Below are 24,963 nucleotides of genomic sequence, written 5' to 3'. Positions count from 1 at the left end.
AAGGCGGGGATCCATAAACTCTAGCGCTGCGGGATTGCAGAGCCGAGGCGAAGTCCCGGCGCCAGATCAACCCAGCCGGGATTGGAGGCTTCGATCAGGTTGAGCTTCCATTCCCGTCGCCATTTCTTGAGCTGCTTCTCACGCGCGATGGCGGAGTGCATGTCGTCGAAGCTCTCGAAATAGACGAGGCGCGTGATGCCGTAGCGGCTGGTGAAGCCCTTTATCAAGCCTTCGCGATGCTCATGCAGCCGTTTCGCCGGATCGGATGTCGCACCGATATAGAGCGTTCCGGGCTTTCCGCTCGCAAGGATGTAGGCGAAGGGCTGCCGGTCCATTCTGTTCCCCCTCCCTCGCCCGTCATCCTTGCGCTGCGGCTATCCCTAAACTCCAGCGTTCGCGACGGAGCCGCAACCTCGGAGAATAGGGATCCCGCCTGCGCGGGAATGACGATCGAGGGCGAACGAGGGGACAAAGAAAAAGGGCGCGGACCACTTCAGCAGTCCGCGCCCCTTTTCGAGCTTCAGGCCTGGTGCCGGTTACGCCGCGACGCGGGCGCCTTCCGGCAGGGCGGCCTTGGCCTGGGCGACGATGGCGCTAAACGCGGCGCCTTCGTGCATCGCCATGTCGGCCAGCACCTTGCGGTCCAGCTCGATGCCGGCCAGCTTCAGGCCGTGCATGAACACGCCGTAGGTCAGGCCTTCGACGCGGACCGCGGCGTTGATGCGCTGGATCCAGAGAGCGCGGAACGAGCGCTTCTTAACCTTGCGGTCGCGATAGGCATACTGACCCGCCTTCTCCACCGCCTGGCGGGCGATGCGGATCGTGTTCTTGCGACGGCCATAATAGCCCTTCGCCGACTCGAGAATGCGATTATGCTTCGCCCGGGTGGTAACACCCCGCTTTACGCGTGCCATCCGTCAGTCTCCTTAGTTCAGGCCGTAGGGCGCCCAGAGCTTCACGGTGCGCGAATCGGCATCGGAGAGCACGGTGGTGCCGCGGTTCTGGCGGATATACTTGGCGTTGTGCGAGATCAGGCGGTGGCGCTTGCCGGCCACGCCATGCTTCACCTTACCGGTGGCGGTAAGCTTGAAGCGCTTCTTGACCCCGCTCTTGGTCTTGAGTTTGGGCATTTTCGTCTCCTGATATGCGACGTCATGGGACGGCCACGGCAGCCCATACCGGCCGGGCAGTCCTGCAGAATCGCGGAAGCCGGCGCCTTTAGCGGAGCAGGCCCGCTTTGGCAACCGGCCAGCCGTCTCGCTCAATCCGCATCCACGCCGAAGTTCAGCCGCCAGGTGAGCCGCGCATCGACGACGGCGAGCAGATAATAGGCCATCCGCCAGCGCAGCCGGGCGAGCCAGCCGCTTTCCCGGCGGTGGATCGCGCGGGTGACATGGCGGGAGGCCGCGCATTCCCCGTCCACATAGCCGTGCAGATGATCGGCGAAGGCCCGGTCCTCGATCCGGAGCATCAGCTCCAGATTGAGGTAGAGGCTGCGGATATCGAAATTGGCCGAGCCGATATAGACGGTGTCGTCGACGACGATCAGCTTGGTGTGCAGCTTGCACGGCTGAAATTCGTAGATCCCCACCCCGCGCCGGAGCAGCCGCCTATAGGTGTGGCGGGCGGCGGCGACGGTGGAGAGGCTGTCCGATTTCGCGGCGGTGACGATGCGCACCGGCCCCCGCTGCGCGGCATTGCCGATCCGCCGCACCATCGCCGGGTTGGGGATGAAATAAGCGGCGATCATGTCCAGCCGGCGGGCGGCGCGGATATCATCCTTCACGGCGCGCGCCCAGGGGTTCAGCCGGCGCGTCGGCCCGCCGATCAGCCAGCGCACCGGGCCGGCAAGCTGGCTCCACTGGCCGAGCGCGCGGCGCAGGTCCCGCATCCGGGCGCGCGGCGTCGCCGCCCAGGCAGCCAGCGCGTCGAAATAGCCGGCCAGCCGTTCCGCCGCCGGCCCTTCCACCACGAGGCCGAGATCGCGCCACGCCTCCGGCCGGGAGGGCGGGGCGAAATAGGCATCCTCGATATTGAAGCCGCCGATCAGCGCGCGGCCGTCATCGGCCAGCGCCAGCTTCTGGTGGTTGCGCAGCAGATAGCGGCGGCCGAAGCGGGGGATGAAGCGGCAGATATCGGCGCCGCGCGCCTCCAGCGGGTGGAAGAAGGCCTGGTTGGCGGGGCTGCCGAACCCATCGACGATCAGCGACACCCGCACCCCGCGATCGAGCGCGGCCAGCAGCGCGTCCCGCACCGCGCGGCCCGCCTGATCGGCGGCGTAGGTGTAATAAAGCAGGCGCAGGCTGGCTCGCGCATCGGCGATCAGCGCGATCAGCGCCTCCAGCCGCTCCGGCCCCTCGGTCAGCAGCGCCAGTCGGCTGCCGGCGACGACGAAATCGCCGCCATGCTCCACGCGGCCGGCATCGCCCCCGATCGCCTTTCCTGTGGCGTCCCGCTCCGTCATTGCCCCCTGCATGCGCCAAGGCCGGGCGCCGCGCAATCGGGCGGCCGCGGCGCTTGCGACGGGCCGCCCGCGCCACGGGCCGCCGCAGTTTCATTGACTCAGGGTCGCCCTGCTGCTAGCGGCCAGCCTTTCCCGAAGCTTCAACAACCAAGCGGAGCGACAGATGGCGCGCGTAACCGTCGAGGATTGCGTCGACAAGATTCCGAACCGGTTCGATCTGGTGCTGCTCGCGGCGCAGCGCGCCCGGCAGATTTCCGGCGGCGCAGAGCTGACGCTCGACCGCGATCGCGACAAAAACCCCGTGGTCGCGCTGCGCGAGATCGCCGAGCAGACCGTCACGCCGGACAACCTGCACGAGGCGGTCGTCTCCAACCTCCAGCGCGTGCGCGTGGACGATGACGACGCGCCGGACGAGGTCGGCTCGCTCGCCGCTTCGGCCGAGGCGCTGCGCCTCACCGCCGCCGCGCCGCCGCGCAACCAGAATATCGGCGGCGACTACGAGTGACCGGACGATAATGACGGGACAAGGGGGCTTCGGCCCCCTTTTCTTTTTGGGGCCGAGTTTCTTGGGGCCGGGCCGGGGGCGCGGCTATTTGGCGCCGATCGGCTCGCCCGTATAGATGCAGCGGGCCTCCGCCCGCTCCAGATCGGCGCGGTCCACCCAGCGCAGGTCATGCAGCCCCAGCGGCCGGCCGTCCTCGGCGCGGACGATGACGTCCGCCACCGGCTTGCCGTCGCGCGCATCCACCAACACCGGATTGTTGGGCACGCCGGCTTCCCACTTCTCGCCCCATTGGCGCAGCGCGATCAGCGTGGGCAGCAGCGCCTCGCCCTTGGGCGTCAGCCGATATTCCACCTTGCGGCGGTCCTCGGGGCAATCGCGCCGTTCCAATATGCCATGTTCGACCAGCCGCCCCAGCCGGTTGGCCAGGATGTTGCGGGCGATGCCCAGCGTCGTCTGGAACTGTTCGAAATGGCTGAGGCCGTTAAAGGTCGCGCGCAGGATCATGAAGGACCAGCGCTCGCCCATCGCCTCCAGCGCGGCGGGCAGGCTGCACTGGATCACGATCCGCTTGATCTGGTCGGCCGATCTCATGGCCATGAAGCTAAGCCTTTCCGGCGCCGCTGGCAAAGCCTTCCGGCTCCGCAACGCATCCGCCATTTAAGTTGCAATCTGCAATCTAAGCAGGTAAGTTTCACATCGCAACTTATAGGAGGGATTCCATGTTGCGCTCCATCCTTCTCCCCATGATCGCGCTTGCGGCCGCACTCCCCGCCCAGGCGCAGGTGCAGCCCATGTATCGCGCGGGTCTCGCCAAGCCGCTCACCGCCACGCTGGTCGTCAAGGATCTGCGTTGGTCGTGCATCGGCGACAGCTGCTCGGCGATTCGCAACGGCACCTCGCCCGACGTCAACGTCTGCTCGGCCGTGGCGCGCAAGCTGGGGCCGGTCACCAGCTTCTCCGCCGGCCCCCGCACCTTCGATCAGGCCGCCATCGACAAGTGCAACCTCGCCGCCGGCCACGGCTGATCGCTCCCACCTCACGCCCCTGCTTGCGGGCTGGGGCGGTTTCTTGAGCGGTCCATTGCTTTCTTGTGTTGCAAAGATGCGTGGCGACGCCACATCATGGCAGCGTGTTGCGCCAGTATGAACTAGTCGATCGGGTCCTGAGCTACGATCCCAACGCCGATGAGGCGCTGCTTAACCGCGCCTATGTGTTTTCCATGCAGGCCCATGGCAGCCAGAAGCGGGCATCGGGCGACCCTTATTTCAGCCATCCCATCGAGGTCGCCGGCATATTGACCGACCTCCACCTCGACGACGAGACGATCGCCACCGCGATCCTCCACGACACGATCGAGGATACCGTCGCCACGCCCGAGCAGATCGAAAAGACGTTCGGCCCCAACGTCGCCCGGCTGGTCGACGGCGTGACCAAGCTTTCGAAGATCGAGGCCCAGACCGAGAATGAGCGGGCGGCGGAGAATCTCCGCAAGTTCCTGCTCGCCATGTCGGGCGATATCCGCGTGCTGCTGGTGAAGCTGGCCGACCGGCTGCACAATATGCGCACGCTCCACCACATCCCCAATGCCGACAAGAGGCGGCGGATCGCGCGCGAGACGATGGACATCTATGCCCCGCTCGCCGAGCGGATCGGCATGTACGAGTTCATGAAGGAGATGCAGACGCTCGCCTTCCGGGAGCTCGAGCCCGATGCCTATGCCTCGATCACCAAGCGGCTGGAGCAGCTTCAGGACGGCGGCGGCGACCGCATATCGCGGATCGGATCGGGCATCCGCATGCTGCTGGGCCGCGCCGGGGTGAATGCCGACGTGACCGGGCGGGAGAAGCATCCCTATTCGATCTGGCGCAAGATGGCCGAACGGCACATCAGCTTCGAGCAATTGTCCGATATCATGGCTTTCCGCGTCATCGTGGCGGACGAGGCCGAATGCTATCGCGCGCTGGGGATCATCCACCAGAAGTGGCCGATGGTTCCGGGCCGGTTCAAGGATTATATCTCAACCCCCAAGCGCAACGGCTACCGATCGCTCCACACATCGGTGATCCATGGCGAGAAGGCGCGCATCGAAATCCAGATCCGGTCGGCGGAGATGCATGCCCAGGCCGAATATGGCCTGGCCGCCCACTGGGCCTACAAGCAGGGCAACGGCCAGCCCGACGCGCAGGCCAACTGGATCCGCGACCTCCTGGAAATCCTGGAGCATGCCGAATCGGCGGAGGAGATCCTCGAGCATACCCGCATGGCGATGTATCAGGACCGGATCTTCGCCTTCACCCCCAATGGCGAGCTGATCCAGCTTCCCAAGGGCGCGACGCCGGTGGATTTCGCTTATGCCGTCCACACCGATCTCGGCGATCAGGCGGTGGGCGCCAAGATCAACAGCCGCGTCGTGCCGCTGCGCACGCCGATCGAGAATGGCGATCAGGTGCAGATCCTGCGATCCAAGGCGCAGGAACCGCAGCCCGGCTGGCTCAACTTCGTCGTCACCGGCAAGGCCCGCGCGGCGATCCGCCGCTTCGTGCGCCACAAGGAACGTGACGAGAGCATCGCGCTGGGCCGCAAATTCTATGACGAGATCGTCCGTCGCCTGCCCGCCCAGCTGGGCCAGGAGGCGCTCGCCGCCGCGCTCAAGCGGCTCAACATGGCCGATCAGGACGTGCTGATGGAGGCGATCGCGCGCGGCTCCATATCGGACGCGGAGGTGATGGAGGCGCTGATGCCGGGCGCGGGCGGCGGCGACGTCGCCGGCGCGCGGCCGGCGCCGCAGCAGCGCGAGGCGATATCTATCAAGGGCCTCACCCCCGGCGTCGCCTTCACGCTCGCGCCCTGCTGCAACCCCGTGCCGGGCGACCGCATCGTCGGCCTGCGCCGGCCGGACGAGGCGGTGGAGGTGCATGCGATCGACTGCCCGACGCTGGCCGACGGGGTGGATGCCGACTGGGTCGACCTCGCCTGGGGCGACGGCAGCGACGGCGGCACCGCGCGGCTGACGGTGATCGTCAAGAACGAGCCCGGATCGCTGGGCGTGATGGCCAGCATCCTCGGCGCGCAGCAGGCGAACATCGTCAATCTCGCGCTGGTCCACCGCGATTCGAGCTTCCACACCTTCCAGCTTTCGATCGAGGTGCATGACGTTACGCACCTGATGCGCATCCTGGCTGCCCTAAGGGCCGCGGACGCCATCTCCTCGGCCGAGCGCGCCTGACGCGCTTTACGCTTCAACAGCGGGCGATCCCGCACTAAGAGCGTCCGATGGAGAGGCCGGGGTCGCTGGCGGCGGCAGAACAGCAGGATGATATCGCCGATCTGGCGAAGGGCGGACGCACGAACTTTTTCGGCTTCCTGCTCCGGCTTGTCGCGCGCATCCCCTTCCTGTTCATCGCCGGCCGCCTCTATGGCCCGACCGAGCTCGGCCGCTTCGCGCTGGCCATCCTCGTCCTCGAATTCGCCGCCCAGCTCGCCACGCTCGGGCTGAAGCGCGGGCTGGCCCAGCAATTGTCGCGGAACGAGCGGCCGCACGTCCATATCGTGTGGGATGCGCTGCTGATCGCGGGCTGCGCATCGGCGATCGCGGCGGCGATCCTCGCGGCGCTGCCCCAGCTCATGTTCCCCAACAGCAAGATCAACGGCCTCGAGCAGCTGATGCCGCTGATCATCTTCGCGATCGCCTGGTCGGACGTGTCACTGGCGGCGCTCGCCTATCGCCACAACGTCGCCGCCACGGTGCGTGCGCGCGCGATCATCGAGCCGTGGACGATCAGCATCGCCGCGTTCGGATTCTATTTCTATTCGCAGCGCGACGGGCTGATCTTGGCCTATGCGCTGTCGATGGTGGCCGCGCTCGCCGCCTCGCTCTATCCCTTCATCCGCGCCTACGGCCTGCCGCGCGGCTGGCACCCGGAGCCGCGCCCCCTGTTCGCCATCGCCCGGCGCAACATGCCGCTCGCCGCCGCCGACGCGATCGAATGGGGCACGCGCAACGTGGATCGCTTCATCCTCGGCCTGTTCTTCCCGCCGGCCACCGTCGGCATCTACTGGGTCGCGCAACAGATCGTGACGCTGCCGCAGAAGCTGAAGACCAGCTTCGATCCCATATTGGGGCCGGTGATCACCCAGAATCTGGAAGCCGGCAACAAGGCGGCCGTCGCCGCGCAGGTGCGGCAGGTGGGCTTCTGGATCATCGCCGCGCAGGCCGGCATCGCCCTGTCGCTGTCCATCCCCGGCGAGGCGGTGATGGGGCTGGCCGGGCCGGAATTCGTGGGCGGCACCGCGGCGCTCGCCTTCCTGCTGCTGGCGGAGGTGGTGGCGGCAACCGCGGTGGTTTCCGAATCGGCGCTCATCTACATCGCCCGCCATCGCAACCTGATGATCTCGCTGGCGACGATCAGCCTGCAGGTGGCGCTGAGCTTCGCCTTCATCCTCGGCGCGCGCGCGCTGGGCCTGCCGCTCGCCGTGCAGGCGGTGGGGCCGGCCGTTGCCCTGCCGGTGGCGCTGGGCTTCGCCTCGATCGCCAAGGCGCGACTGCTGTCGAAGCTGCTCGGCGCCCCGGTATCGGGCTGGCGCTGGGCGCTGATCTGGGCGGCGGCGGCGGCGGCCGTGGTCGGCTTCATCGCCATCCAGGTGCCCGAATGGCTGGAGCTGACGGTAGGCGTGCCGCTGATCCTGCTGAGCTACGGCCTCGTCATCTGGTATAAGGGCTTCACGCCCGAGGACCGGGTCCTCTTCAAGCTGGGCGGCAGCGGGCCGGCGCCGCTGGCTTCGGAACGCTGATCCCGCTCAGGCCGCCTGCGATGCGGCCACCGGCGGGCGAGCCTTCTTCCGGTGCTTGCGCCGGTCCCCCCAGGCGGCAATCGCCAGCGACAGGCCGAGCAGGGTGGCAAAGGCCAGCAGATAGCCGGCAAAGCCCCAGTCGAGCGAGCCGAAGCCCCAGCTCAGCACGTAGATCAGCGGAATGCTCGCCGCGAAGACGTTGAGGCTGTTGCGGCCGAGGCTGGCGAGGAGCTGGAACGGCCAGAGCTGCAAATGCCCCCTCAACCAGGTGAGCAGGCCGATATAGCCCGCCAGCACCAGCACCGAATGGAACAGCCAGACCGGCGAGTTGAGCGGGCGGTTCACCAGCTCATATGTCAGCGGCAGCACCCGTTCCGCCGCGACGATCCGCGCCAGCGCGCTGACCGCAAGCGCTCCCCAGATCCACGCCGTCGCCGCCGGCCGCGCCTCGAACCAGGCGAAGATGCGGTGGTGCAGCCGCAGCGCGCCGGCGATCAGCGGCAGGAAGAAGGTAAGCTGCCAGGCCAGCACGTTGAGCGAATGGCCGTTGCTGAGCAGCACCGTATCGGGCGTGAAGACGACGCCCGCGACCTGCATGGCCGCCCAGAGCAGGATCGAGCATCCCGCCAGCAGCAGCGGCGACCGGCGCAGCAGCAGGATCGCGACCGGCGTCAACAGCAGCAGCGCGACATAGAGCTGGAGGACATCGAGGAAGGCCGGCGCATCCAGCAGGGTGAGGAAGCGGATCAGCGCGGCGAAGGGCGGCTCGATCATCGGCCGCAGCTTCCAATAGCTGTCCAACGCCGGCGGGGCGGCATAGGCCAGCGGCACGATCACCGCGAGCACGATCAGGTTGATGACGTAGAGCTCGCCCGCCCGCTTCACCGCCGCCTTCATCGGGCTGGGGCGCTTCAGATAGACCATCCCGACCATGTAGCCGGACATGGCGACGAAGAGCGACGCGGCGGAGGAATAGCCATATTGCGTCAGCGTCGGGATGGTGGGCCCGTGATAGTGGAACAACGTCCGCAGCGGGATCGAGATGTGATTCAGCAGGATGGTGACGATCGCTATGCCGCGAAGGATATCGATACGTTGGTCGCGCTCCATCACGATCGTCTCCTCGGGGCATGCCACGGCCCTGCCGCCGGCATTGCCCGGGTCTTTTAAGGGACGGCGGCGTGATCCGCCAAACGCATTGATGGGCGCTTCGTCCCGTTCAATGCTCCGCCCGCAGCGGCCGGGCGAGCAGCGCATCGACCACCTCGTCCACCGCCATCCGCCCTTCGAGCAGCGCGCACACCGCCTCGGTGATCGGCATGTCGACCCCGGCCTCCCGCGCCGCCGCGCGCAGCACCGGCGCCGTGAACGCGCCTTCGGCCACGGTGCGGCGATCGGCCAGCAGATCGGCCGCCGCCTTCCCCTGGCCGAGGCCGAGGCCCAGCGAGAAGTTGCGCGAGCTGGTGGAGCTGCAGGTCAGCACCAGATCGCCCAGCCCCGAAAGGCCGGCCAGCGTTTCCGCCCGCGCGCCACGGGCGAGGCCGAAGCGCGTCATTTCCGCGAAGCCCCGGCTGATCAGCGCCGCCCGCGCATTCTGGCCGAGCGCGCGACCCTCGACCACGCCGCAGGCGATCGCCAGCACATTCTTCACCGCGCCGCCGATCTCGGCCCCTACCACGTCGGTCGCGGCATAGGGGCGGAAGGCCGGCCGGGCGATCAGCGCGGCGATGCGCGCGCCAGTATCGGCATCCTCGCAGGCAAGCGTGATCGCGGTGGGCAGGCCCTTCGCCACCTCATGCGCGAAGGTGGGGCCGGACAGCACGGAGAGCGCGGCAGTGGGGCAGGCCTCGTGCGCCACCTCGTGCATCAGCCGCATCGTGCCCGCCTCGATCCCCTTGGCGCAGAGGATCAGGTGGCGCGGCCGGGCATCGAGCTGGGCGAGCACGGCGCGCATATGCTGCGACGGCGTCACCACCAGCAGCGGATCGGCCTCCGCCACCCAGCCTAGGTCACCGCTCGCCCGGATCGAGGGCGCCAGCGGCACGCCGGGCAGGAACAGCGTGTTTTCGTGGGCGTCGTTGATCGAGGCGACGACCTCCTCCTCGCGCGCCCAGAGCCGCACCTCGCGCGTGCCTTCCGCCGATGCGACCTGCGCGAGCGCGGTGCCCCAGGCGCCGCCGCCGATGATACCGATCATGCCTTCACCCCCGCGCCGCGCGCCTTTTCCGCATGGGGATCGAGCGGCCAGCGAGCCCGCGCCGGCGCATCGAGCCCGTCCACCAGCCCGGCGCGGAAGCGTTCGGCCCCCGCCCAGGCGATCATCGCCGCATTATCGGTGCACAGCCATTGCGGCGGGGCGACGAAGCGCAGGCCATGTTCGGCCGCAAGCCCTTCCAGCGCGGCCCGCACCGCCTTGTTGGCGGCGACCCCGCCGGCCACCACCAGTGCCGTCGCCTCGACCGCGCCGAGCTGGCGGCGCGTGCGATCGATCAGGCAATCCACCACCGCCTGCTGGAAGGAAGCGGCGATATCCTCCGCCGCATATTGCCCCGAATCGCGCGCGCGCAGCACCGCGCTCTTGAGGCCGGCGAAGGAGAAATGCGGCTCGCCCGATCCCACCAGCGGGCGCGGCAGCGGCACCGCCTTGGGATCGCCCGCCAGCGCCGCCTTCTCCACCGCCGGGCCGCCGGGAAAGCCGAGGCCCAGCAGCTTGGCCGTCTTGTCGAAGGCCTCGCCCGCCGCATCGTCGATCGTGGTGGCCAGCCGGCGATAGGCGCCGACGCCTTCCACCAGCAAAAGCTGGCAATGCCCGCCGGAAACCAGCAGCAACAGATAGGGGAATTCCAGGTCGGGATCGGCCAGCCGCGGCGAAAGCGCATGGCCTTCCAGATGGTTGACCGCGATCAGCGGCTTGCCGGCGGCCAGCGCCAGCGCCTTGCCGGTGACGAGGCCCACCATCACCCCGCCGATCAGCCCCGGCCCGGCGGTGGCGGCGATCGCATCGACATCGGCCAGCGACACGCCGGCTTCGGCGAGCGCCGCCGCGACCAGCGGGGTCAGCGCCTCGACATGCGCGCGCGCGGCGATTTCCGGCACGACGCCGCCGAAGGGGCGATGATCGGCTTCCTGCCCGGCGAGCTGATGGGCGCGGATCGCGCGATCGGCGGTGACGAGGGCGGCGGCGGTTTCATCACAGGAGGATTCGAGGCCGAGGATCAGGGTCATGCCCGCTTCCCTGCCACCGCGCGGCGCGTTAGGGCAACCTTCATGCAATTTCCTCTTCGTCTCGGCACGCGCGGATCGCCGCTCGCCCTCACCCAGGCCAATATGGTCAAGTCCGCGCTGATGGCGGCGCATGGCTGGGCGGACGACGCGATCGAGATCGTCCCCATCCGCACCAGCGGCGATCGCATCCAGGATCGCGCGCTGGCCGATGTAGGGGGCAAGGCGCTGTGGACCAAGGAGCTGGACCGGGCGCTGGCGGATGGCGAGATTCATTTCGCCGTCCATTCGATGAAGGATGTCGAGACGATCCGCCCGGCCGAGATCGTGATCGCGGCGATGCTGCCCCGCGCCGACGTGCGGGACCGGCTGATCGGCGCGGAAAGCCTGGCGGCGTTGCCCGAGGGCGCGGTGATCGGCACCTCATCCCCGCGCCGCGCCGCGCAGGTGCGCCGCGCGCGGCCCGATGCGAGCGTCACGCTGTTCCGCGGCAATGTCGACACGCGGCTGGCGAAGCTCGTCGCCGGCGAGGCGGACGCCACCCTGCTCGCCGCCGCCGGCCTCAGCCGGCTGGACCGGCCGGACGTGGGCGCGCCGATCCCGATCGAAACCATGCTGCCTGCCCCCGCCCAGGGCGCGGTGGGCATCGAGACGCTGGCCGCCAATGCGGACATGCGCGCGGCGCTGGCGGCGATCGATCATGCCCCGACCAGCGCTTGCGTCCGGATCGAGCGCGCGCTGCTCGCCGCGCTGGCCGCCGATTGCCGATCGCCCGTGGCGGCCCTCGCCGAACCCGCCGCCGACGGCGCCTATCGCCTGCGCGCCGAAATCCTGACCGAGGATGGCGGCGAGCAATCGGGCGGCGAGGCCATCGTCCACGGCCCCGACGAGGCGGCCGCCCTTGCCGCCAACCTGCTGGCCCGCGCCAGCCCGCGGCTGAGGCGCCTGTTCGGCCGGTGAGGCGCGTCCTCATCCTGCGGCCCGAGCCGGGCGCGTCGGCCACCGCCGCGCGGGCGGCCGCGCTGGGGCTGGAGGCGGTGGTCGCCCCGCTCTTCGTCACCCGGCCGCTGCCCTGGCAACCGCCGCCGGCGGACCGGTTCGATGCGGTGATGCTGACATCCGCCGCCGCCGCCCGGCTGGGCGGAGACGGGCTGGCCGCCTATCGCGCGCTGCCCGTGTTCGCGGTGGGCGCCGCCACCGCCGATGCCGCGCGGGCGGCGGGCTTTGCCGATATCCGGGCCGGCGATGCCGATGCACCGGCCCTGCTGGAGCGGATCGCCGCCGCCGGCCACCGCCGCCTGCTGCACCTCGCCGGTCGCGAGCATCGCGCGGCGGCGCATCCGGCGATCGCCATCGATCGCGCGATCGTCTATGCGGCCGATGCCGTGGAGGCGCTGCCCCGGCCGGCGCGGGTGGCCCTGGCGGAGGGCGCCGTGGCGCTGCTCCATTCGCCGCGCGCGGCGCGCCACTTCGCCGGCCTGGTCGATCGGGCGGCGGGCATCGGCATCGCCGCGATCAGCCCGGCCGTGGCCGAAGCCGCCGGCAAGGGCTGGGCTGCCATCGGCATCGCCGATCGCCCCGACGACGCGGCCCTACTGGCGGTGGCGGCCGCGCTGTGCGATCAAGCGGATCGATTGCGAAACGGATGAGGCATGGCGCACCGAATGGACGAACCAGGCACGGAGCATGAAGCGCAGCCGGCGCCCGCGACGGTGACGATGGAACGGCAGCGCGGCCGAGGCCCCTCCTTGCTTCTGGCCACCACGGCCTTCGTGCTGGGCGCGGGCATCACCGCCTATGCCGTCCATAGCTGGCGCCCGGCGGCGGAGCTGCTGACCCAGCCGGCCGGCCCCGCCCAGCCCCCGATCGTGGAGGCACCGCCGCCGCCGCAGGCGGCCCCCTCCCTCCCCCTCATCGATCCGATGGCGCAGGCCGCGATCGACCAGCGCGTTTCGGATATCGAGGCGCGGCTGGGCCGGATCGATGCGCGGGCCAGCGCCGCCGTCGGCAATGCCGATCGCGCCGAAGGGCTGCTGGTCGCCTTCGCCGCGCGCCGCGCGCTCGATCGCGGTGTCCAGCTCGGCTATATCGAGGGCCTGCTGCGCGACCGTTTCGGCGAAAGCCAGCCGCAGGCGGTGGCGACGATCATCGCCGCCAGCCGCCAGCCGGTGACGCTGGACGACCTGCGATCCGGCCTGAGCGACGTCGCCCCGGCGCTGGCCTCGCAGGCCCCCAATGAAAGCTGGTGGGACGGCGTGAAGCGCGAGATCGCCGGCATGATCGTGATCCGCAAGGCCAACCGGCCTTCGCCCGCGCCGGCCGACCGGCTGGCCCGCGCCCGCCGCGCGCTGGAAGGCGGCCGCGTAACCGAGGCGCTGGCCGAGGTTTCGCGCATGCCCGGCCGCGAGCGCGCGCAGGACTGGATCGCCGCCGCCCGCCGCTATGCCGGCGCGCGCGACGCGCTCGATACCATCGAGACGGCGGCGCTGCTGGCGCCCCGCGCGCCGGCCCATACCCCGCCGGCCGCGGAAACCCCGGCCCCCGGTGCGCCGGCGAGCGAGCGAGCACCCGCCGCGCCCCCGGCCTGAGGGGTGGCATCCCTCCAAGATCGGAAACGATGCTTTTCGATCATTCGCATTTATAATGCGGTCCGTCGGGGCTATCTCTCCCTGCAAGCAAGGGCGCATTTTCCAGGCGCCCTTCGGGAGACACGACCATGATCGAACTTCGCCCCTTCTCGAGCCTCGGCGCCGCGAACCACGGCTGGCTCGATGCGCACCATCATTTCTCCTTCGCCAACTATCATGATCCGGCCCGGATGGGCTGGGGCAACCTGCGCGTGTGGAATGATGACGTGATCGCGCCGAAGACGGGTTTCCCGCCCCATCCGCATTCGGACATGGAGATCATCACCTATGTCCGCGAGGGTGCGATCACCCACAAGGACAATCTGGGCAATCACGGCCGCACCGAGGCCGGGGACGTCCAGGTGATGTCCGCCGGCACCGGCATCGCCCACAGCGAATATAATATGGAGGATGTCGACACCCGCATCTTCCAGATCTGGATCCTGCCCACCAGCCGGGGCGAAAGCCCGAGCTGGGGCGCCCGCCCCTTCCCCAAGGGCGACCGGGCCGGCCAGTTCGTCGTGCTGGCGAGCGGCTATGACGATGACGACGCGCTGCGCATCCGCACCGATGCCCGCGTGCTCGGCGCGACCTTGAAGGCGGGCGAGAGCGCGACCTACCGGCTGGGCGCCGACCGGCGCGGCTATATGGTGCCGGCCGCCGGCCGGGTGAGCGTCAACGGCGTGGAGGTGAACGCCCGCGACGGCGCCGCCATCCGCGATCTCGACACCATCACGGTGACGGCGATCGAGGATGCGGAGATCGTGCTGGTCGACGCGGCCTGAACGATCCGCCCGAACCCATCGGGGTGCCTTATCCGGGCACCCCGGTGATATGCCATACGGGCTGGCCGGAGGGGGCATCGCCCACATCCTTCGGCCGGCTCAGGCTCACCCATCCCTGCTGGTGGATCGGCGCGCCGTCGGTATGTTCGCCATTCACCTCGACATAGACGGTGATGGTGAACCTGTCCCCCTCGCGCTGCATCGCCCCGATCCCGCCGACCTTGGGCTCGTAGCGGGCGACGTCGGCGAAGCCCTCGGCGAATTCGGCGGGCGTCTTGCCCGTCGCCCGGCCGGCGTCCGCCCACAGCTTCCACGCATCGTCGTAGCGCCGCTTGGCAAGCAGCGCATAATAATCGACCACCACCTGATGCGCGCCCAGATGGCTTTCCGGCCCCATCGGGCGCCGATCGATCATGATGCCGGTATCTGGCGAGGCCTCGGCGACGCCGGTTGTCGATCCGGTGCCGCATCCAGCCACCGCCAGCACGGCGAAGGTGCCGAAGATCCTGGGTCCGACCACATGTCCCTCCCCTGTCCACAGCCAATGCCTGTCGCAACGATAGGCAGCTTGCACCAATTGCAACGGCACCGAAAGGGGTTAGATGGCGCGGGCCGAAGGCAAGTTTCCAGCCCGCTTCCTTCCTTGCGAGATGCCGATGCCCACCGAATGGACCTTCTACGCCTTCGCCATTCCCGCCGTGATCCTGGTGGGCCTCGCCAAGGGCGGCTTCGCCGGGCTGGGATCGCTCGGCATGCCATTGATGGCGCTGGCGCTGCCGCCGGTGCAGGCGGCCGCGATCCTGCTGCCGATCCTGATCGTGCAGGATGCGGTGGGCGTATGGGCCTTCCGCAAGACATGGGACGGCCATGTGCTGGCGGTCACGCTGCCGGGCGCCGCGATCGGCATCTTCCTGGGATGGCTGCTGGCGGCGCGGGTATCGGCGGATGCGGTGCTGGCGGCGGTGGGCGTGATCGCGATGCTGTTCGGCATCCATCGCCTGTGGATCGAACGGCGCGGGGCGATCACCGCATCCTCGCAATCGCCCGGCTGGGTGGGATCGATCTTCGGCATGATATCCGGCTTCACCAGCCAGATCGCCCATGCCGGCGCCCCGCCCTTCCAGATGTGGGTGCTGCCGCGCCGGCTGCCGCGCGACATCTTCGTCGGCACCAACGCGATCTTCTTCGCGGCGGTCAACTGGATCAAGGTGCCGGCCTATGCCGCGCTCGGCCAGTTCACCAGAACCAACCTCGCCGCCACGGCCGTGCTGATGCCGGTCGCGATCCTGGCTACCTTCGCCGGGGTGGTGCTGGTGCGCAAGGTATCCGCCGAACGCTTCTACACCTTGATCTACGTGCTGCTGATCCTCGTCGGCGCCAAGCTGCTGTGGGATGCCCTGGCCTGACCGTTTCAGCTACGGAATATTTTTGCGCGAGAAAGCAACCGGTGGCGCGGACGGGAGTTTCCATCCCACCCATGAAGGGAGTTCCGCATGCGCCCATTCATCCTGGCAGGCCTGATCGCGGTGATGGCCACTCCGGCCGTCGATGCCCAGACCAACACCCCTTCCGGCGCCCCCTCGCTGCGCCCGGCAAACCCGTCCGCGCCGGCAGCCCGCCCGGCCCCGGCCCCCAATCGCCAGCCGAGCACCAAGCCGGCGCCGAACCGGCCGCCCAATACGCGCCCCCCGCAGAATTCGCGGCCGCCGCAAAATGCGCGACCCCCGCAGAACAGGCCGCCCCAGGCTCGTCCGCCGCAGAACCGGCCACCGCAAACGCGTCCACCACAGCACCGGCCGCCATCCAGCAGCCGCCCGCCCAATCACCGGCCGCCGAACACGCGCCCGCCGCAGCATCGCCCGCCCACGACGCGGCCTCCCAACCATGCGCCGTCGCTCAGGCCGGTCTACCGGCCCACGTCGCCCCAGCGTTACACGCCCTATGGCGACTGGCGGAACTACCGCAACTATGACTGGAACCGCTACGATTCCCGTTACGGCGGCTATGACGCGCAGCGTTATTATCGCGACGGGCGCTATTATCGGGAACGGCAGCTCGGCCGTTACGATCGCGTCTATCGCGGCTATGACGGGCGCTATTATTGCCGCCGGCCCGATGGCACCACCGGCCTGCTGATCGGCGGCGCGATCGGCGGCATTCTCGGCAACTCGCTCACCTACGGCGATTCCCAGATATTGGGCACGCTGATCGGCGCGGGCGCGGGCGCGCTGCTGGGGCGGGAGATCGATCGCGGCGGCGTGCGCTGCCGCTGACGGGCTGATCCGCCCTCGATCAGGCGCCGTCCGGGGACCAGCCGGGCGGCGCTAGCTCGAACCCCTCGAAGCGGAAGCCGGGCGAGACGACGCAGGAAACCAGCGCCCAGCCGCGATCGGCCGCCGCCGCCTGCCAGCGGTGGGGAGCGATCACATATTGGGGAATCTCCCCGGCGAGGAGATCGCCGCCAAGCCGCACCTCCCGCACCTCCTCCCCGGCATCGTCATCGCCGCCATCGCCGCCGGCCACCGACAGGCGCAGCGGCGATCCCGCATGCCACAGCCAGATTTCCGTCGCATCGACCCGGTGCCAGTGGGATCGCTGGCCTTCCTCCAGCAGGAACAGGATGGCCGTGCCGCCGGGCCGGGCGCCGTCCGCCGCATCGGCGCGCCAGGTTTCGCGATACCAGCCGCCCTCGGGATGCGGCGCCAGCGCGAGATCGGCGATCAGCCGCGCGGCCTCGCTCTCGCCCGCCCCCGTCATCGCGGCGCGGGCGTCGCCATGAACCAGCGCGCGATCACCGCGCCCGCCACGACGAGGCCGATGAAATCGCCGATCGCCATGTAGATGAAGTGGCCCCAGCCATAATGGTTGAACACCGGCTGGCCGAGATCGAGGTAGAGCACGGCGGCGGCGGCGAAGAGCACCACCAGCTTCAGCCGTTCGGCAAAGGAAGCGGCGCGCCCGGCGACGCTCCACAATGCCAGCCCGATCAGCGCGGCGGTGATGATCGACAGGGTCAGCCCGCCGAACAGCGATCCCGCATCCACCAGCGGGAAGCCGGCGCTGTTATAGTGGATCGTCGCGATCGGCCCCTGGCCGTAGAGCGTGGTGCCCTGCGCGGTGTTGGGCCATGGCACCATGTAGGTGCCGGTGCCGGACCGCGTCAGATTCTGCGCGAGCGCGGCCTGCACGGCGGCATTCTCGCTTTCGTTGGCGACCTTGAAGGCCAGCCCGCTGAGCGGCGTCGCCCAGAAGATGAAGCCCACCAGCCATTGGGCGATTCCGCCCGCGATCGCACCCAGCCCCAGCCTGATCATGCCATCCTCCCCAAGGTATGGATGATGAACAGGTTAGGCGCGTTCCTGTTCCGCCGGAAGAGGCAGGCCGGATTCCGGGGCCGGCCCCCTCAGCCCATCAGCTTGCGAGTGAAGCCGATCAGCCCCGTCTGGCGGCGCCGCTTCAGCCGTTCGGCCTCCAGGATCGTGCGGACCTGTTCGAAGCAGCGATCGACATCGTCGTTGACCAGCACATAGTCATAGCCGTCCCAGTGGCTGATCTCGGACGCCGCGCGCTCCATGCGCCGGGCGATCACCTCCGCGTCGTCGGTGCCCCGCCCGGTCAGGCGGCGGCGCAGCTCGTCCAGCGACGGCGGCAGGATGAAGACGCGCACCGTATCGCCGCCGGCCTGCTGGTGGAGCTGCTGCGCGCCCTGCCAGTCGATATCGAACAGCACGTCGCGGCCCGATTCGAGCGCGGCATGCACCGGCGCCTTGGGCGTGCCGTAGCGGTTGTCGAACACATGCGCCCATTCCAGGAACTCGCCGTCCGCCACCATCCGGCGGAATTCGGTGAGGTCGACGAAATGATAGTCGATCCCCTCCTGCTCGCCGGGGCGCATCGGCCGGGTCGTCGCGGAAACCGACATGGTGATGCCCTTGTCCGCGGCCAGCAGCTTGCGCGCTATGGTCGACTTGCCCGCGCCCGACGGCGAGGACAGCACGAAGAGGACACCGCGACGGGCGAGATTGGCGTAAGGCATGGCCGCCTTTGCCTCCACGCGCCGGTTCGGTCAACGGGTGGCGCTTTGCCGCGCAAGAAGGCAGGATAGCGCTTTCGGGGCCTGGCACCCGAAGGAACGATCGGGCGTTCAACAGCATAGGATGCGACGGATGCGATGCCGCAAGGGGACGATCGAGAGGACAGCGCATGACCGCGGATGACGAGAAGCTGCGCCGCAAGCTGCTGGGCGCCTGGGAACTGGTGCTGTGGAAGAACCGCCGCCACGACGAGGATATGGACTATCCCTTCGGCCGCGATGCGCGCGGGCTGCTGGTCTACACCGCCGACGGGCATATGTCCGTGCAGATGGTGCGTCCCGGCGTCCAGCCGCTGGGCGCGCCGCCGGCCAGCGCCCCGATCGAAAAGCTGCGGGCGGCCTTCAACGGCTTCGTCGGCTATTTCGGCCGCTTCACGGTCGATGCCGCCCATTGCATCGTCGTCCATCATATCGACGGCGCCTGGCACCCGGACGTGAAGGGCGATCAGGTGCGCCACTGCCGGATCGTCGACGACCATCTGTTCCTGGAGGGCGAGGCGCCGACCGGCTGGGTGACGATCGAGTGGCGCCGGGCGGGGGCGTGAGGCCGGCGCGCAGGGGTCTCGCCCGTACCCATATCCTGATCGCCGCCGCGATCGCCGCGATCGCGATCGCCACGCTCCTGGCGATGGGCCGCCCGCCGATCTGCACCTGCGGCACGATCGAGCTGTGGCATGGCGCGGTCGACGCCGGCAACAGCCAGCATGTCGCCGACTGGTATACGCCCAGCCACGTCGTCCACGGCTTCCTCTTCTACGCGCTCGGCTGGCTGCTGCTGCGCCGGCGGCCGGTGGGTGAGCGGCTGGTGCTGGCCGTCCTCATCGAGGCGGCGTGGGAGGTGATCGAGAACACCCCCTTCGTCATCGACCGCTATCGCGAGGCGACGATCGCGCTCGGCTATACCGGCGACAGCGTGCTCAATTCCGCCGCCGATATCGGCTGGATGGTGCTGGGCTTCCTTCTGGCGTGGCGCCTGCCGGTCGCCGCCACCGTCGCCCTTGCCGCCGCGCTCGAGCTGCTCGCCTTGTGGGTGATCCGCGACAATCTCACGCTCAACGTGCTAATGTTGCTGTGGCCTATCGAGGCCGTCCGCGCCTGGCAGGGCGGCACCTGATCGACAGGCCCGATCACTGCCAGCGCCTTTAATCGTTGGAGTCGCAGACCCAGACCCGACACCTTCCCAGTCCTCGCTTCTCAGGAAAGGCTCGACCATGGCTGACCGAACGACGTTGACGACCACTGCCGGCGCCCCGGTGGGCGACAACCAGAACTCGCTGAGCGCCGGGCGCCATGGTCCGCTGCTGCTGCAGGACTATCAGCTGATCGAAAAGCTCGCCCACCAGAATCGCGAGCGGATTCCCGAGCGCGTGGTCCATGCCAAGGGCTGGGGCGCCTTCGGGCAGCTCACCATCACCAACGACATCAGCCGCTACACCAATGCCAGGGTCTTTGCCCAGGTCGGCAAGAAGACGGACCTGCTGATCCGCTTCTCCACCGTGGCCGGCGAACAGGGCGCGGCGGATGCCGAGCGCGACGTGCGCGGCTTCGCCATCAAATTCTATACCGAGGAAGGCAATTGGGATCTGGTGGGCAACAACACGCCCGTCTTCTTCGTGCGCGATCCGCTGAAATTCCCCGATTTCATCCGCACCCAGAAGCGCCATCCCCGCACCAACATGCGATCGCCCACGGCGATGTGGGATTTCTGGTCGCTGAGCCCCGAATCGCTCCACCAGGTGACGATCCTGTTCTCCGATCGCGGGCTGCCGATCGGGCCGCAATTCATGAACGGCTATGGCAGCCACACTTATTCCTTCTGGAACGACGCGGGCGAACGTTATTGGGTGAAGTTCCACTTCAAGACCCAGCAGGGCCACCGCCATTACACCAACGAGGAATCGGTGGGCGTGATCGGCCACACCCGCGAATCCTACCAGGAGGCCTTATTCGGCGGGATCGAGCGCGGCGAATATCCGCGCTGGAACATGTTCGTGCAGATCATGCCCGAAACCGACGTGGGCAAGACGCCTTATGATCCGTTTGACCTCACCAAGGTATGGCCGCACGGCGATTATCCGCTGATCGAGGTCGGCGTGGTCGAGCTGAACCGCAACCCGGACAATTATTTCGCCGAGATCGAGCAGGCCGCCTTCTCGCCTTCCAACATCGTGCGCGGCATCGGCTTCTCGCCGGACAAGATGCTGCAGGGGCGAATCTTCTCTTATGCCGATGCGCATCGCCACCGGCTGGGCACGCATTATGAGGCGCTGCCGGTGAACGCGCCGCGCTGCCCCGTCCACCATTACCACAAGGACGGCGCGATGCGGTTCTTCCGCAACGATACCGGCAACCCCGATGCCTATTACGAGCCCAACAGCTTCGGCGGCCCGGTGGAGGACAGGAAATTTCTGGAGCCGCCGCTGCGCATCTCGGGCGAGGCGATGCGTTACGACCATCGCGAGGGGAATGACGATTATTCCCAGCCCCGCGCGCTGTTCCACCTGTTCGACGATGCCCAGCGCTACCGCCTGTTCCGCAACCTCGCGGCGGCGATGCAGGGCGTGCCGCAGCATATCGTCGATCGCCAGATCGGCCATTTCGAGAAGATCGATCCGGCCTATGCCGCAGGCGTGCGCGCCGCGCTGGCCGAAGGATCGGGCTTCGAGGATGCGCGCGACACCCAGCCGCCGGCCTTCGAGCCCGCCGAATAAGCGGATCATGATCGAATGAGGCGCGGAGGCCGCGGGCGAACCATCGCCCGCGGCCTTTCCCTTTTCCGGGCCGGATCGGGACGCGGGGGCACGGCCGGTAACGGCGATGCCATCGACAGGTCATCGCCGCGTCACGTCGCCATGGGATTCATCCGCTACCGGGGTCCGCGCCGGTATGGGAAGCGCCATCCCGGGCGGGTGGCTCCCCCCTTCCGACCCGGCATCCGGTCCAGCAAAGGCGGCGACGATACCGGCGATGACGATCGCCGGTTTGCGCTTGATCAACGGCGTGATGCGCCGTCGCGGTCCGCCATGTTCGGGATGCGTTTCGCCCGATCGGAAACGCCGTCAGGGGGGCCGGGCACCCACGCCCGGCCCTCATGTCCTCAGACGCGCATCGGCATCAGCACGTAGAGTGCCGGTGCGGTGTCGTTCTCACGGATCAGGGTCGGCGCCGCGGCATCGGCCAGGTGCACTTCCACCATGTCGCCCTCGATCTGGCCGAGGATGTCCATCAGGTAGCGGGCGTTGAAGCCGATATCGAAGCTGTCGGCGACATATTCGCCGGGCACTTCCTCCGCCGCCGTGCCGTTTTCCGGGCTGGTGACGGAGAGCGTGATCTTGTCGCGATCGAGCGACATCTTCACCGCGCGGGTCTTCTCGCTCGCGATGGTGGCGACGCGGTCGACGCCCTGCATGAAGCTCTTGGGGTCGAGCTTGAGCAGCTTGTCGTTCGCGGTCGGGATGACGCGCGTATAATCGGGGAAGGTGCCGTCGATCAGCTTGGAGGTGAGGATCGCCGATCCCAGCCCGAAGCGGATCTTGGTGGGGGAGAGCGACACCTCCACCGTGCCGTCCAGCTCGTCCAGCAGCTTGCGCAGCTCGCCCACGCATTTGCGCGGGATGATGACGTCCGGCATGCCGGCCGCGCCGTCCGGCCGCGCCACGGTGACGCGGGCGAGGCGGTGACCGTCGGTCGCGGCGGCCTTCAGCACCGGCTGCGCCTCGTCCGACACGTGCAGGAAGATTCCGTTCAGATAATAGCGCGTCTCTTCGGTCGAGATGGCGAAGCGCGTCTTGTCGATGATCTGGCGCAGCGTGGCGGCCGGCAGTTCGAACCGGGTCGGCAGCTCGCCTTCCGCGATCACCGGGAAGTCGTCGCGCGGCAGCGTCGGCAGATTGAAGTTGGACCGGCCGGCGACGATCTTCATCTTGCCGTCCGCGGCCGAAAGCTCGACCTGCGATCCCTCTGGCAGCTTGCGCGCGATTTCGAACAGGGTGTGCGCCGAAACCGTCGTCGCGCCCGGCACGTCCACCGCCGCCTCGATCGTCTCGACGATCTGCAGGTCGAGGTCCGTCGCCATCAGCTTCAGCCCGCCATCGGCGGCCGCCTCGATCAGCACGTTGGAAAGGATGGGGATCGTATTGCGCCGTTCCACCACCGATTGGACGTGGCTCAGGCTCTTCAACAGCGTTGCCCGCTCGATCGTAGCCTTCATACCTTCCCCGGATTCCCCGCAGCCAAAACGGATATGCGTTATAGCGCGGCTTCCCGCGCCCGCCAGTGGGTTGCGCATAAAAAAGAGGCCGGGGCATTACCGCCCCGGCCCCCTCTTTCATCGCCGCCCGCATCCTTGCGGGCGGGCCGGCATCAGAAGCGGATGCCGAAGCCGCCGACGACCTGGTGACGCGAAAGATCGTCTTCATAGTTCGAGTAGCGATATTCGCCCTTCACGAACATGTTGCCGCCGATCGCATATTCCATGCCGGCGCCGAGGCGGATGCCGTCGAGGTTCTTGCTGTAGACGTCGCTCTCGAGGCGGGCGTTGGTGTAGCCGACCTTGCCGTAGAGCAGCGCGACGTTGCTGATCGGAACGCCGATACGGCCGCCGACATAGAGGTCGCGATCCGAGTTCACGCCATACTTCTTGGTGGTGGAATCGGTCCACTCGCCCTCGAGGCCGAGCACGACGCCCTTCACCTGAACGTCGTAGCCGACGCCGACGCCGTAGAGGAAGCCATCGGGATCGCTCACGCCGGGGGTGGAGACGACGTCATAGCCGAGCACGGCTTCGACGCGCGGGCCGGTGAAGGAGGCGCTGTCCTGGGCGAGGGCCGGGGTAGCGACGACGAGGGCCGCGACGGCGGCGGCTGCAAAACGCTTCATACTAAACTCCTGCTTTCTGGCCGGCCTTATTTGGGTTTTCGAACGACCGGCAGAGCGCCATCTAGGAATACGAATGTGCGTCAGCCAGTGCAAAATTCGCGATGTTGCCGATATACAACATGTCAAACCCAATAAAATATGGCCGATCTGGGATAATATGCCGGGAATAGTTGCATTAATACAACAATAGAAAGGGCGCCGACAGCAGCCTGCCGACGCCCTTTTCCGAATGTTTCCCGCCCGTAATCAGGGGCAGGGCGGCCAGGCTGTCGCCCGGCCTCAGGCCCGCATCAGAAGCGGAAGCCGAAGCCGGCGAGCGCCTGGTGGCGCGAAACGCCCTGCTCATAGTTCGAATAGCGATATTCGGCCTTCAGGTAGGAGTTCGGGCCGATCGCATATTCGGCGCCGGCGCCGACGCGGATGCCATCGAGATTCTGGCCGCCCGAGATGCGGACCGTGCCGTCATCGGCCGAAACCTTGTAGCGGCCGTTGGTGTAGCCGGCCTTCGCGTAGAGCAGGGTCGAGCCGCCGACGACATAGCCGACGCGACCGCCGACATAGATGTCGCGGCCAGCCTTGGCGCACAGGCGCGGATCGGCGGCCGTCGCAGCGCCGATGCACTGCTTCACGTCCGAATCGGTGAGTTCGGTCTCAAGCCCGAACACGGTGTTGCCACGCTGGAAGTCGTAGCCGGCGCCGATGCCGTAGAGCACGCCATCGTCGTGACCGCCATTGGCCTGCGTGCGATCCCAGCCGATCACGCCCTCGACGCGCGGACCGGCGAAGGAACCGGCATTGTCCTGCGCCAGCGCGGGCGTCGCGGCCACGGCGGAGGCGAGCAGAAGGGCGGTTGCTACTTTACGCATAAGAAAGCTCCATCAGGTACTTGGCCCCGATCGCGGGACGGGGGCCTTAAGGCACCGCCCCACCTGTCGCCCGGATGAACGATGCGCGACTGCGTCTGCCCTGTTGCAATGATGCAACAATAAGCGGATGAGGCCGCTGGTGGGGATTCGGCGATGATATGGATGGCAGCGACATTGCTGGCGACGGCGCTGGGCGGTGCCGCGCAGGCGCGCGAGCCGCTGGGGCTGTTCGGCGGCTGGGGGGCGTTCCGCGACGTGCGGCCGCTGCGCTGCTATGCGATCGCCGAGGCGGTCGACGCGCCGCTCACCGGCAAGTGGCGCCCCTTCGCCTCGATCGCCCACTGGCCCGGCCGGCAGGTGCGCGGCCAGCTCCACATCAGACTGCGCGCGGTGAAGCAGCGCGGCGCGCCGGTGACCCTGGCGGTGGACGGCCGGCGCTTCACGCTGGTCGCCGGCGGCGCGGATGCCTGGGCGCCCGATGCCGCCACCGATGCCGCGATCGTCGCGGCGATGCGCGGCGGGGATTCGATGCGGGTGGAAACGCGCGGCGAGGACGGCAAGCGGATGAGCGACCATTATGAGCTGCGCGGCGCCGCCACCGCGATCGATGCCGCCGCGATCGCCTGCGCGCCCGGCCGCTGAAGCTGTTTCGGCGCGGCAGCGCCCACCGGCGCCCACAAATCCGGTGAGGCCGGATTCGCCCAAACAGCCTCTCACTGGCAAAATCCGCCC

At 68.4% G+C, this 24,963-nt stretch carries 28 protein-coding genes and 1 pseudogene; 14 read left to right on the top strand and 15 right to left on the bottom strand.

Annotated features, from left to right (window positions below):
- Positions 1-20 precede the first annotated feature (20 nt).
- From CV103_RS10060 to CV103_RS10045, 4 genes are all read right to left on the bottom strand, one after another.
- Complete coding sequence (locus CV103_RS10060) at positions 21-335, bottom strand: GIY-YIG nuclease family protein (protein ID WP_107394822.1); 315 nt, start codon at positions 333-335, stop codon at positions 21-23.
- A gap of 201 nt (positions 336-536) precedes the next feature.
- A complete protein-coding gene (rplT, locus tag CV103_RS10055; protein WP_070932031.1) occupies positions 537-914 on the bottom strand; it encodes a 50S ribosomal protein L20 in 378 nt (125 codons plus the stop codon).
- 12 nt (positions 915-926) lie between these two features.
- Positions 927-1,130: a 50S ribosomal protein L35 gene (rpmI, locus tag CV103_RS10050; protein ID WP_015459071.1), complete on the bottom strand. Its 204-nt coding sequence runs from the start codon at positions 1,128-1,130 to the stop codon at positions 927-929.
- Positions 1,131-1,261: 131 nt separating this feature from the next.
- A complete protein-coding gene (locus CV103_RS10045) occupies positions 1,262-2,464 on the bottom strand; it encodes a phospholipase D-like domain-containing protein (protein ID WP_245896755.1) in 1,203 nt (400 codons plus the stop codon).
- 163 nt (positions 2,465-2,627) lie between these two features.
- On the opposite strand from CV103_RS10045, the gene rpoZ reads away from it, so the two are divergent.
- Positions 2,628-2,969 carry a DNA-directed RNA polymerase subunit omega gene (gene rpoZ / locus CV103_RS10040; RefSeq protein ID WP_015459069.1) on the top strand — a complete coding sequence of 114 codons (342 nt, stop codon included), beginning with the start codon at positions 2,628-2,630 and terminating at the stop codon, positions 2,967-2,969.
- An 84-nt stretch (positions 2,970-3,053) separates the two neighbouring features.
- Here the strand turns inward: rpoZ and CV103_RS10035 are convergent, their stop codons facing one another.
- Positions 3,054-3,566, bottom strand: coding sequence for a winged helix-turn-helix transcriptional regulator (locus tag CV103_RS10035; protein ID WP_051128838.1), 513 nt, complete (start codon positions 3,564-3,566; stop codon positions 3,054-3,056).
- Positions 3,567-3,688: 122 nt separating this feature from the next.
- On the opposite strand from CV103_RS10035, the gene CV103_RS10030 reads away from it, so the two are divergent.
- The 3 genes from CV103_RS10030 to CV103_RS10020 all read left to right on the top strand — a co-directional run bounded on the left by CV103_RS10030 (position 3,689) and on the right by CV103_RS10020 (position 7,760).
- On the top strand, positions 3,689-3,994 hold the full coding sequence (locus tag CV103_RS10030) for a CC_3452 family protein (RefSeq protein WP_107394821.1): 306 nt from the start codon (positions 3,689-3,691) through the stop codon (positions 3,992-3,994).
- A gap of 104 nt (positions 3,995-4,098) precedes the next feature.
- On the top strand, positions 4,099-6,195 hold the full coding sequence (locus CV103_RS10025; RefSeq protein WP_015459066.1) for a RelA/SpoT family protein: 2,097 nt from the start codon (positions 4,099-4,101) through the stop codon (positions 6,193-6,195).
- Between the two features lie 47 nt (positions 6,196-6,242).
- Positions 6,243-7,760, top strand: a complete 1,518-nt coding sequence (locus CV103_RS10020) for a lipopolysaccharide biosynthesis protein (RefSeq protein WP_015459065.1) — start codon at positions 6,243-6,245, stop codon at positions 7,758-7,760.
- A 6-nt stretch (positions 7,761-7,766) separates the two neighbouring features.
- Here CV103_RS10020 and opgC read toward each other — a convergent pair whose 3' ends face one another.
- The 3 genes from opgC to tsaD form a co-directional block, all read right to left on the bottom strand.
- On the bottom strand, positions 7,767-8,870 hold the full coding sequence (gene opgC, locus CV103_RS10015) for an OpgC domain-containing protein (RefSeq protein WP_245896758.1): 1,104 nt from the start codon (positions 8,868-8,870) through the stop codon (positions 7,767-7,769).
- A 109-nt stretch (positions 8,871-8,979) separates the two neighbouring features.
- Positions 8,980-9,957, bottom strand: coding sequence for an NAD(P)H-dependent glycerol-3-phosphate dehydrogenase (locus tag CV103_RS10010; RefSeq protein ID WP_107394819.1), 978 nt, complete (start codon positions 9,955-9,957; stop codon positions 8,980-8,982).
- Positions 9,954-10,985 (bottom strand): tRNA (adenosine(37)-N6)-threonylcarbamoyltransferase complex transferase subunit TsaD, encoded by a 1,032-nt coding sequence (tsaD, locus tag CV103_RS10005; protein ID WP_015459062.1) that lies wholly within the window; start codon positions 10,983-10,985, stop codon positions 9,954-9,956. The genes CV103_RS10010 and tsaD overlap by 4 nt, the downstream gene beginning before the upstream one ends.
- 42 nt (positions 10,986-11,027) lie before the next feature.
- Between tsaD and hemC the strand changes: the two genes are divergently transcribed.
- From hemC to CV103_RS09985, 4 genes are all read left to right on the top strand, one after another.
- Positions 11,028-11,942, top strand: coding sequence for a hydroxymethylbilane synthase (hemC, locus tag CV103_RS10000; RefSeq protein ID WP_107394818.1), 915 nt, complete (start codon positions 11,028-11,030; stop codon positions 11,940-11,942).
- Positions 11,939-12,631: a uroporphyrinogen-III synthase gene (locus CV103_RS09995; protein WP_107394817.1), complete on the top strand. Its 693-nt coding sequence runs from the start codon at positions 11,939-11,941 to the stop codon at positions 12,629-12,631. Before hemC ends, CV103_RS09995 begins: the two co-directional genes overlap by 4 nt.
- A gap of 15 nt (positions 12,632-12,646) precedes the next feature.
- On the top strand, positions 12,647-13,570 hold the full coding sequence (locus CV103_RS09990) for a hypothetical protein (protein WP_041864893.1): 924 nt from the start codon (positions 12,647-12,649) through the stop codon (positions 13,568-13,570).
- Positions 13,571-13,698: 128 nt separating this feature from the next.
- The gene (locus tag CV103_RS09985; protein ID WP_015459058.1) at positions 13,699-14,394 is read left to right on the top strand and encodes a pirin family protein; all 696 of its coding nucleotides are present in this window, start codon (positions 13,699-13,701) and stop codon (positions 14,392-14,394) included.
- A 28-nt stretch (positions 14,395-14,422) separates the two neighbouring features.
- Here the strand turns inward: CV103_RS09985 and CV103_RS09980 are convergent, their stop codons facing one another.
- Positions 14,423-14,914 carry a hypothetical protein gene (locus tag CV103_RS09980; protein WP_107394816.1) on the bottom strand — a complete coding sequence of 164 codons (492 nt, stop codon included), beginning with the start codon at positions 14,912-14,914 and terminating at the stop codon, positions 14,423-14,425.
- A gap of 136 nt (positions 14,915-15,050) precedes the next feature.
- Between CV103_RS09980 and CV103_RS09975 the strand changes: the two genes are divergently transcribed.
- The gene (locus CV103_RS09975; protein ID WP_041865374.1) at positions 15,051-15,800 is read left to right on the top strand and encodes a sulfite exporter TauE/SafE family protein; all 750 of its coding nucleotides are present in this window, start codon (positions 15,051-15,053) and stop codon (positions 15,798-15,800) included.
- A gap of 540 nt (positions 15,801-16,340) precedes the next feature.
- Positions 16,341-16,667, top strand: a pseudogene (locus CV103_RS23215) (glycine zipper 2TM domain-containing protein); the annotation flags it as partial.
- A gap of 19 nt (positions 16,668-16,686) precedes the next feature.
- Here the strand turns inward: CV103_RS23215 and CV103_RS09965 are convergent.
- The 3 genes from CV103_RS09965 to gmk form a co-directional block, all read right to left on the bottom strand.
- Positions 16,687-17,151, bottom strand: a complete 465-nt coding sequence (locus CV103_RS09965; RefSeq protein WP_107394815.1) for a cupin domain-containing protein — start codon at positions 17,149-17,151, stop codon at positions 16,687-16,689.
- Positions 17,148-17,708, bottom strand: coding sequence for a hypothetical protein (locus CV103_RS09960; protein WP_015459053.1), 561 nt, complete (start codon positions 17,706-17,708; stop codon positions 17,148-17,150). The genes CV103_RS09965 and CV103_RS09960 overlap by 4 nt, the downstream gene beginning before the upstream one ends.
- Before the next feature lie 89 nt (positions 17,709-17,797).
- Complete coding sequence (gene gmk / locus CV103_RS09955; protein WP_015459052.1) at positions 17,798-18,430, bottom strand: guanylate kinase; 633 nt, start codon at positions 18,428-18,430, stop codon at positions 17,798-17,800.
- 167 nt (positions 18,431-18,597) lie between these two features.
- On the opposite strand from gmk, the gene CV103_RS09950 reads away from it, so the two are divergent.
- From CV103_RS09950 to CV103_RS09940, 3 genes are all read left to right on the top strand, one after another.
- Positions 18,598-19,032 (top strand): lipocalin-like domain-containing protein, encoded by a 435-nt coding sequence (locus CV103_RS09950; protein ID WP_015459051.1) that lies wholly within the window; start codon positions 18,598-18,600, stop codon positions 19,030-19,032.
- Positions 19,029-19,601 (top strand): DUF2585 domain-containing protein, encoded by a 573-nt coding sequence (locus tag CV103_RS09945; RefSeq protein ID WP_107394841.1) that lies wholly within the window; start codon positions 19,029-19,031, stop codon positions 19,599-19,601. Before CV103_RS09950 ends, CV103_RS09945 begins: the two co-directional genes overlap by 4 nt.
- Before the next feature lie 97 nt (positions 19,602-19,698).
- Positions 19,699-21,198, top strand: coding sequence for a catalase (locus CV103_RS09940; protein ID WP_107394814.1), 1,500 nt, complete (start codon positions 19,699-19,701; stop codon positions 21,196-21,198).
- Between the two features lie 386 nt (positions 21,199-21,584).
- On the opposite strand, the gene dnaN is transcribed toward CV103_RS09940, so the two are convergent.
- The 3 genes from dnaN to CV103_RS09925 all read right to left on the bottom strand — a co-directional run bounded on the left by dnaN (position 21,585) and on the right by CV103_RS09925 (position 24,231).
- Positions 21,585-22,697, bottom strand: a complete 1,113-nt coding sequence (dnaN, locus tag CV103_RS09935; RefSeq protein WP_015459048.1) for a DNA polymerase III subunit beta — start codon at positions 22,695-22,697, stop codon at positions 21,585-21,587.
- 152 nt (positions 22,698-22,849) lie between these two features.
- Positions 22,850-23,365: an outer membrane protein gene (locus tag CV103_RS09930; protein ID WP_015459047.1), complete on the bottom strand. Its 516-nt coding sequence runs from the start codon at positions 23,363-23,365 to the stop codon at positions 22,850-22,852.
- 290 nt (positions 23,366-23,655) lie between these two features.
- On the bottom strand, positions 23,656-24,231 hold the full coding sequence (locus CV103_RS09925; protein ID WP_107394813.1) for an outer membrane protein: 576 nt from the start codon (positions 24,229-24,231) through the stop codon (positions 23,656-23,658).
- A gap of 153 nt (positions 24,232-24,384) precedes the next feature.
- Here CV103_RS09925 and CV103_RS09920 point away from each other — a divergent pair, with 153 nt between their 5' ends.
- Positions 24,385-24,873, top strand: coding sequence for a hypothetical protein (locus CV103_RS09920; RefSeq protein WP_070932007.1), 489 nt, complete (start codon positions 24,385-24,387; stop codon positions 24,871-24,873).
- Positions 24,874-24,963: the final 90 nt, after the last annotated feature.

Origin of the sequence: Edaphosphingomonas fennica, from assembly GCF_003034225.1 — a bacterium.
In the GTDB taxonomy this organism is placed as follows: domain Bacteria; phylum Pseudomonadota; class Alphaproteobacteria; order Sphingomonadales; family Sphingomonadaceae; genus Sphingomonas_E; species Sphingomonas_E fennica.
This window is presented reverse-complemented; position numbering and strand designations above follow the sequence as displayed.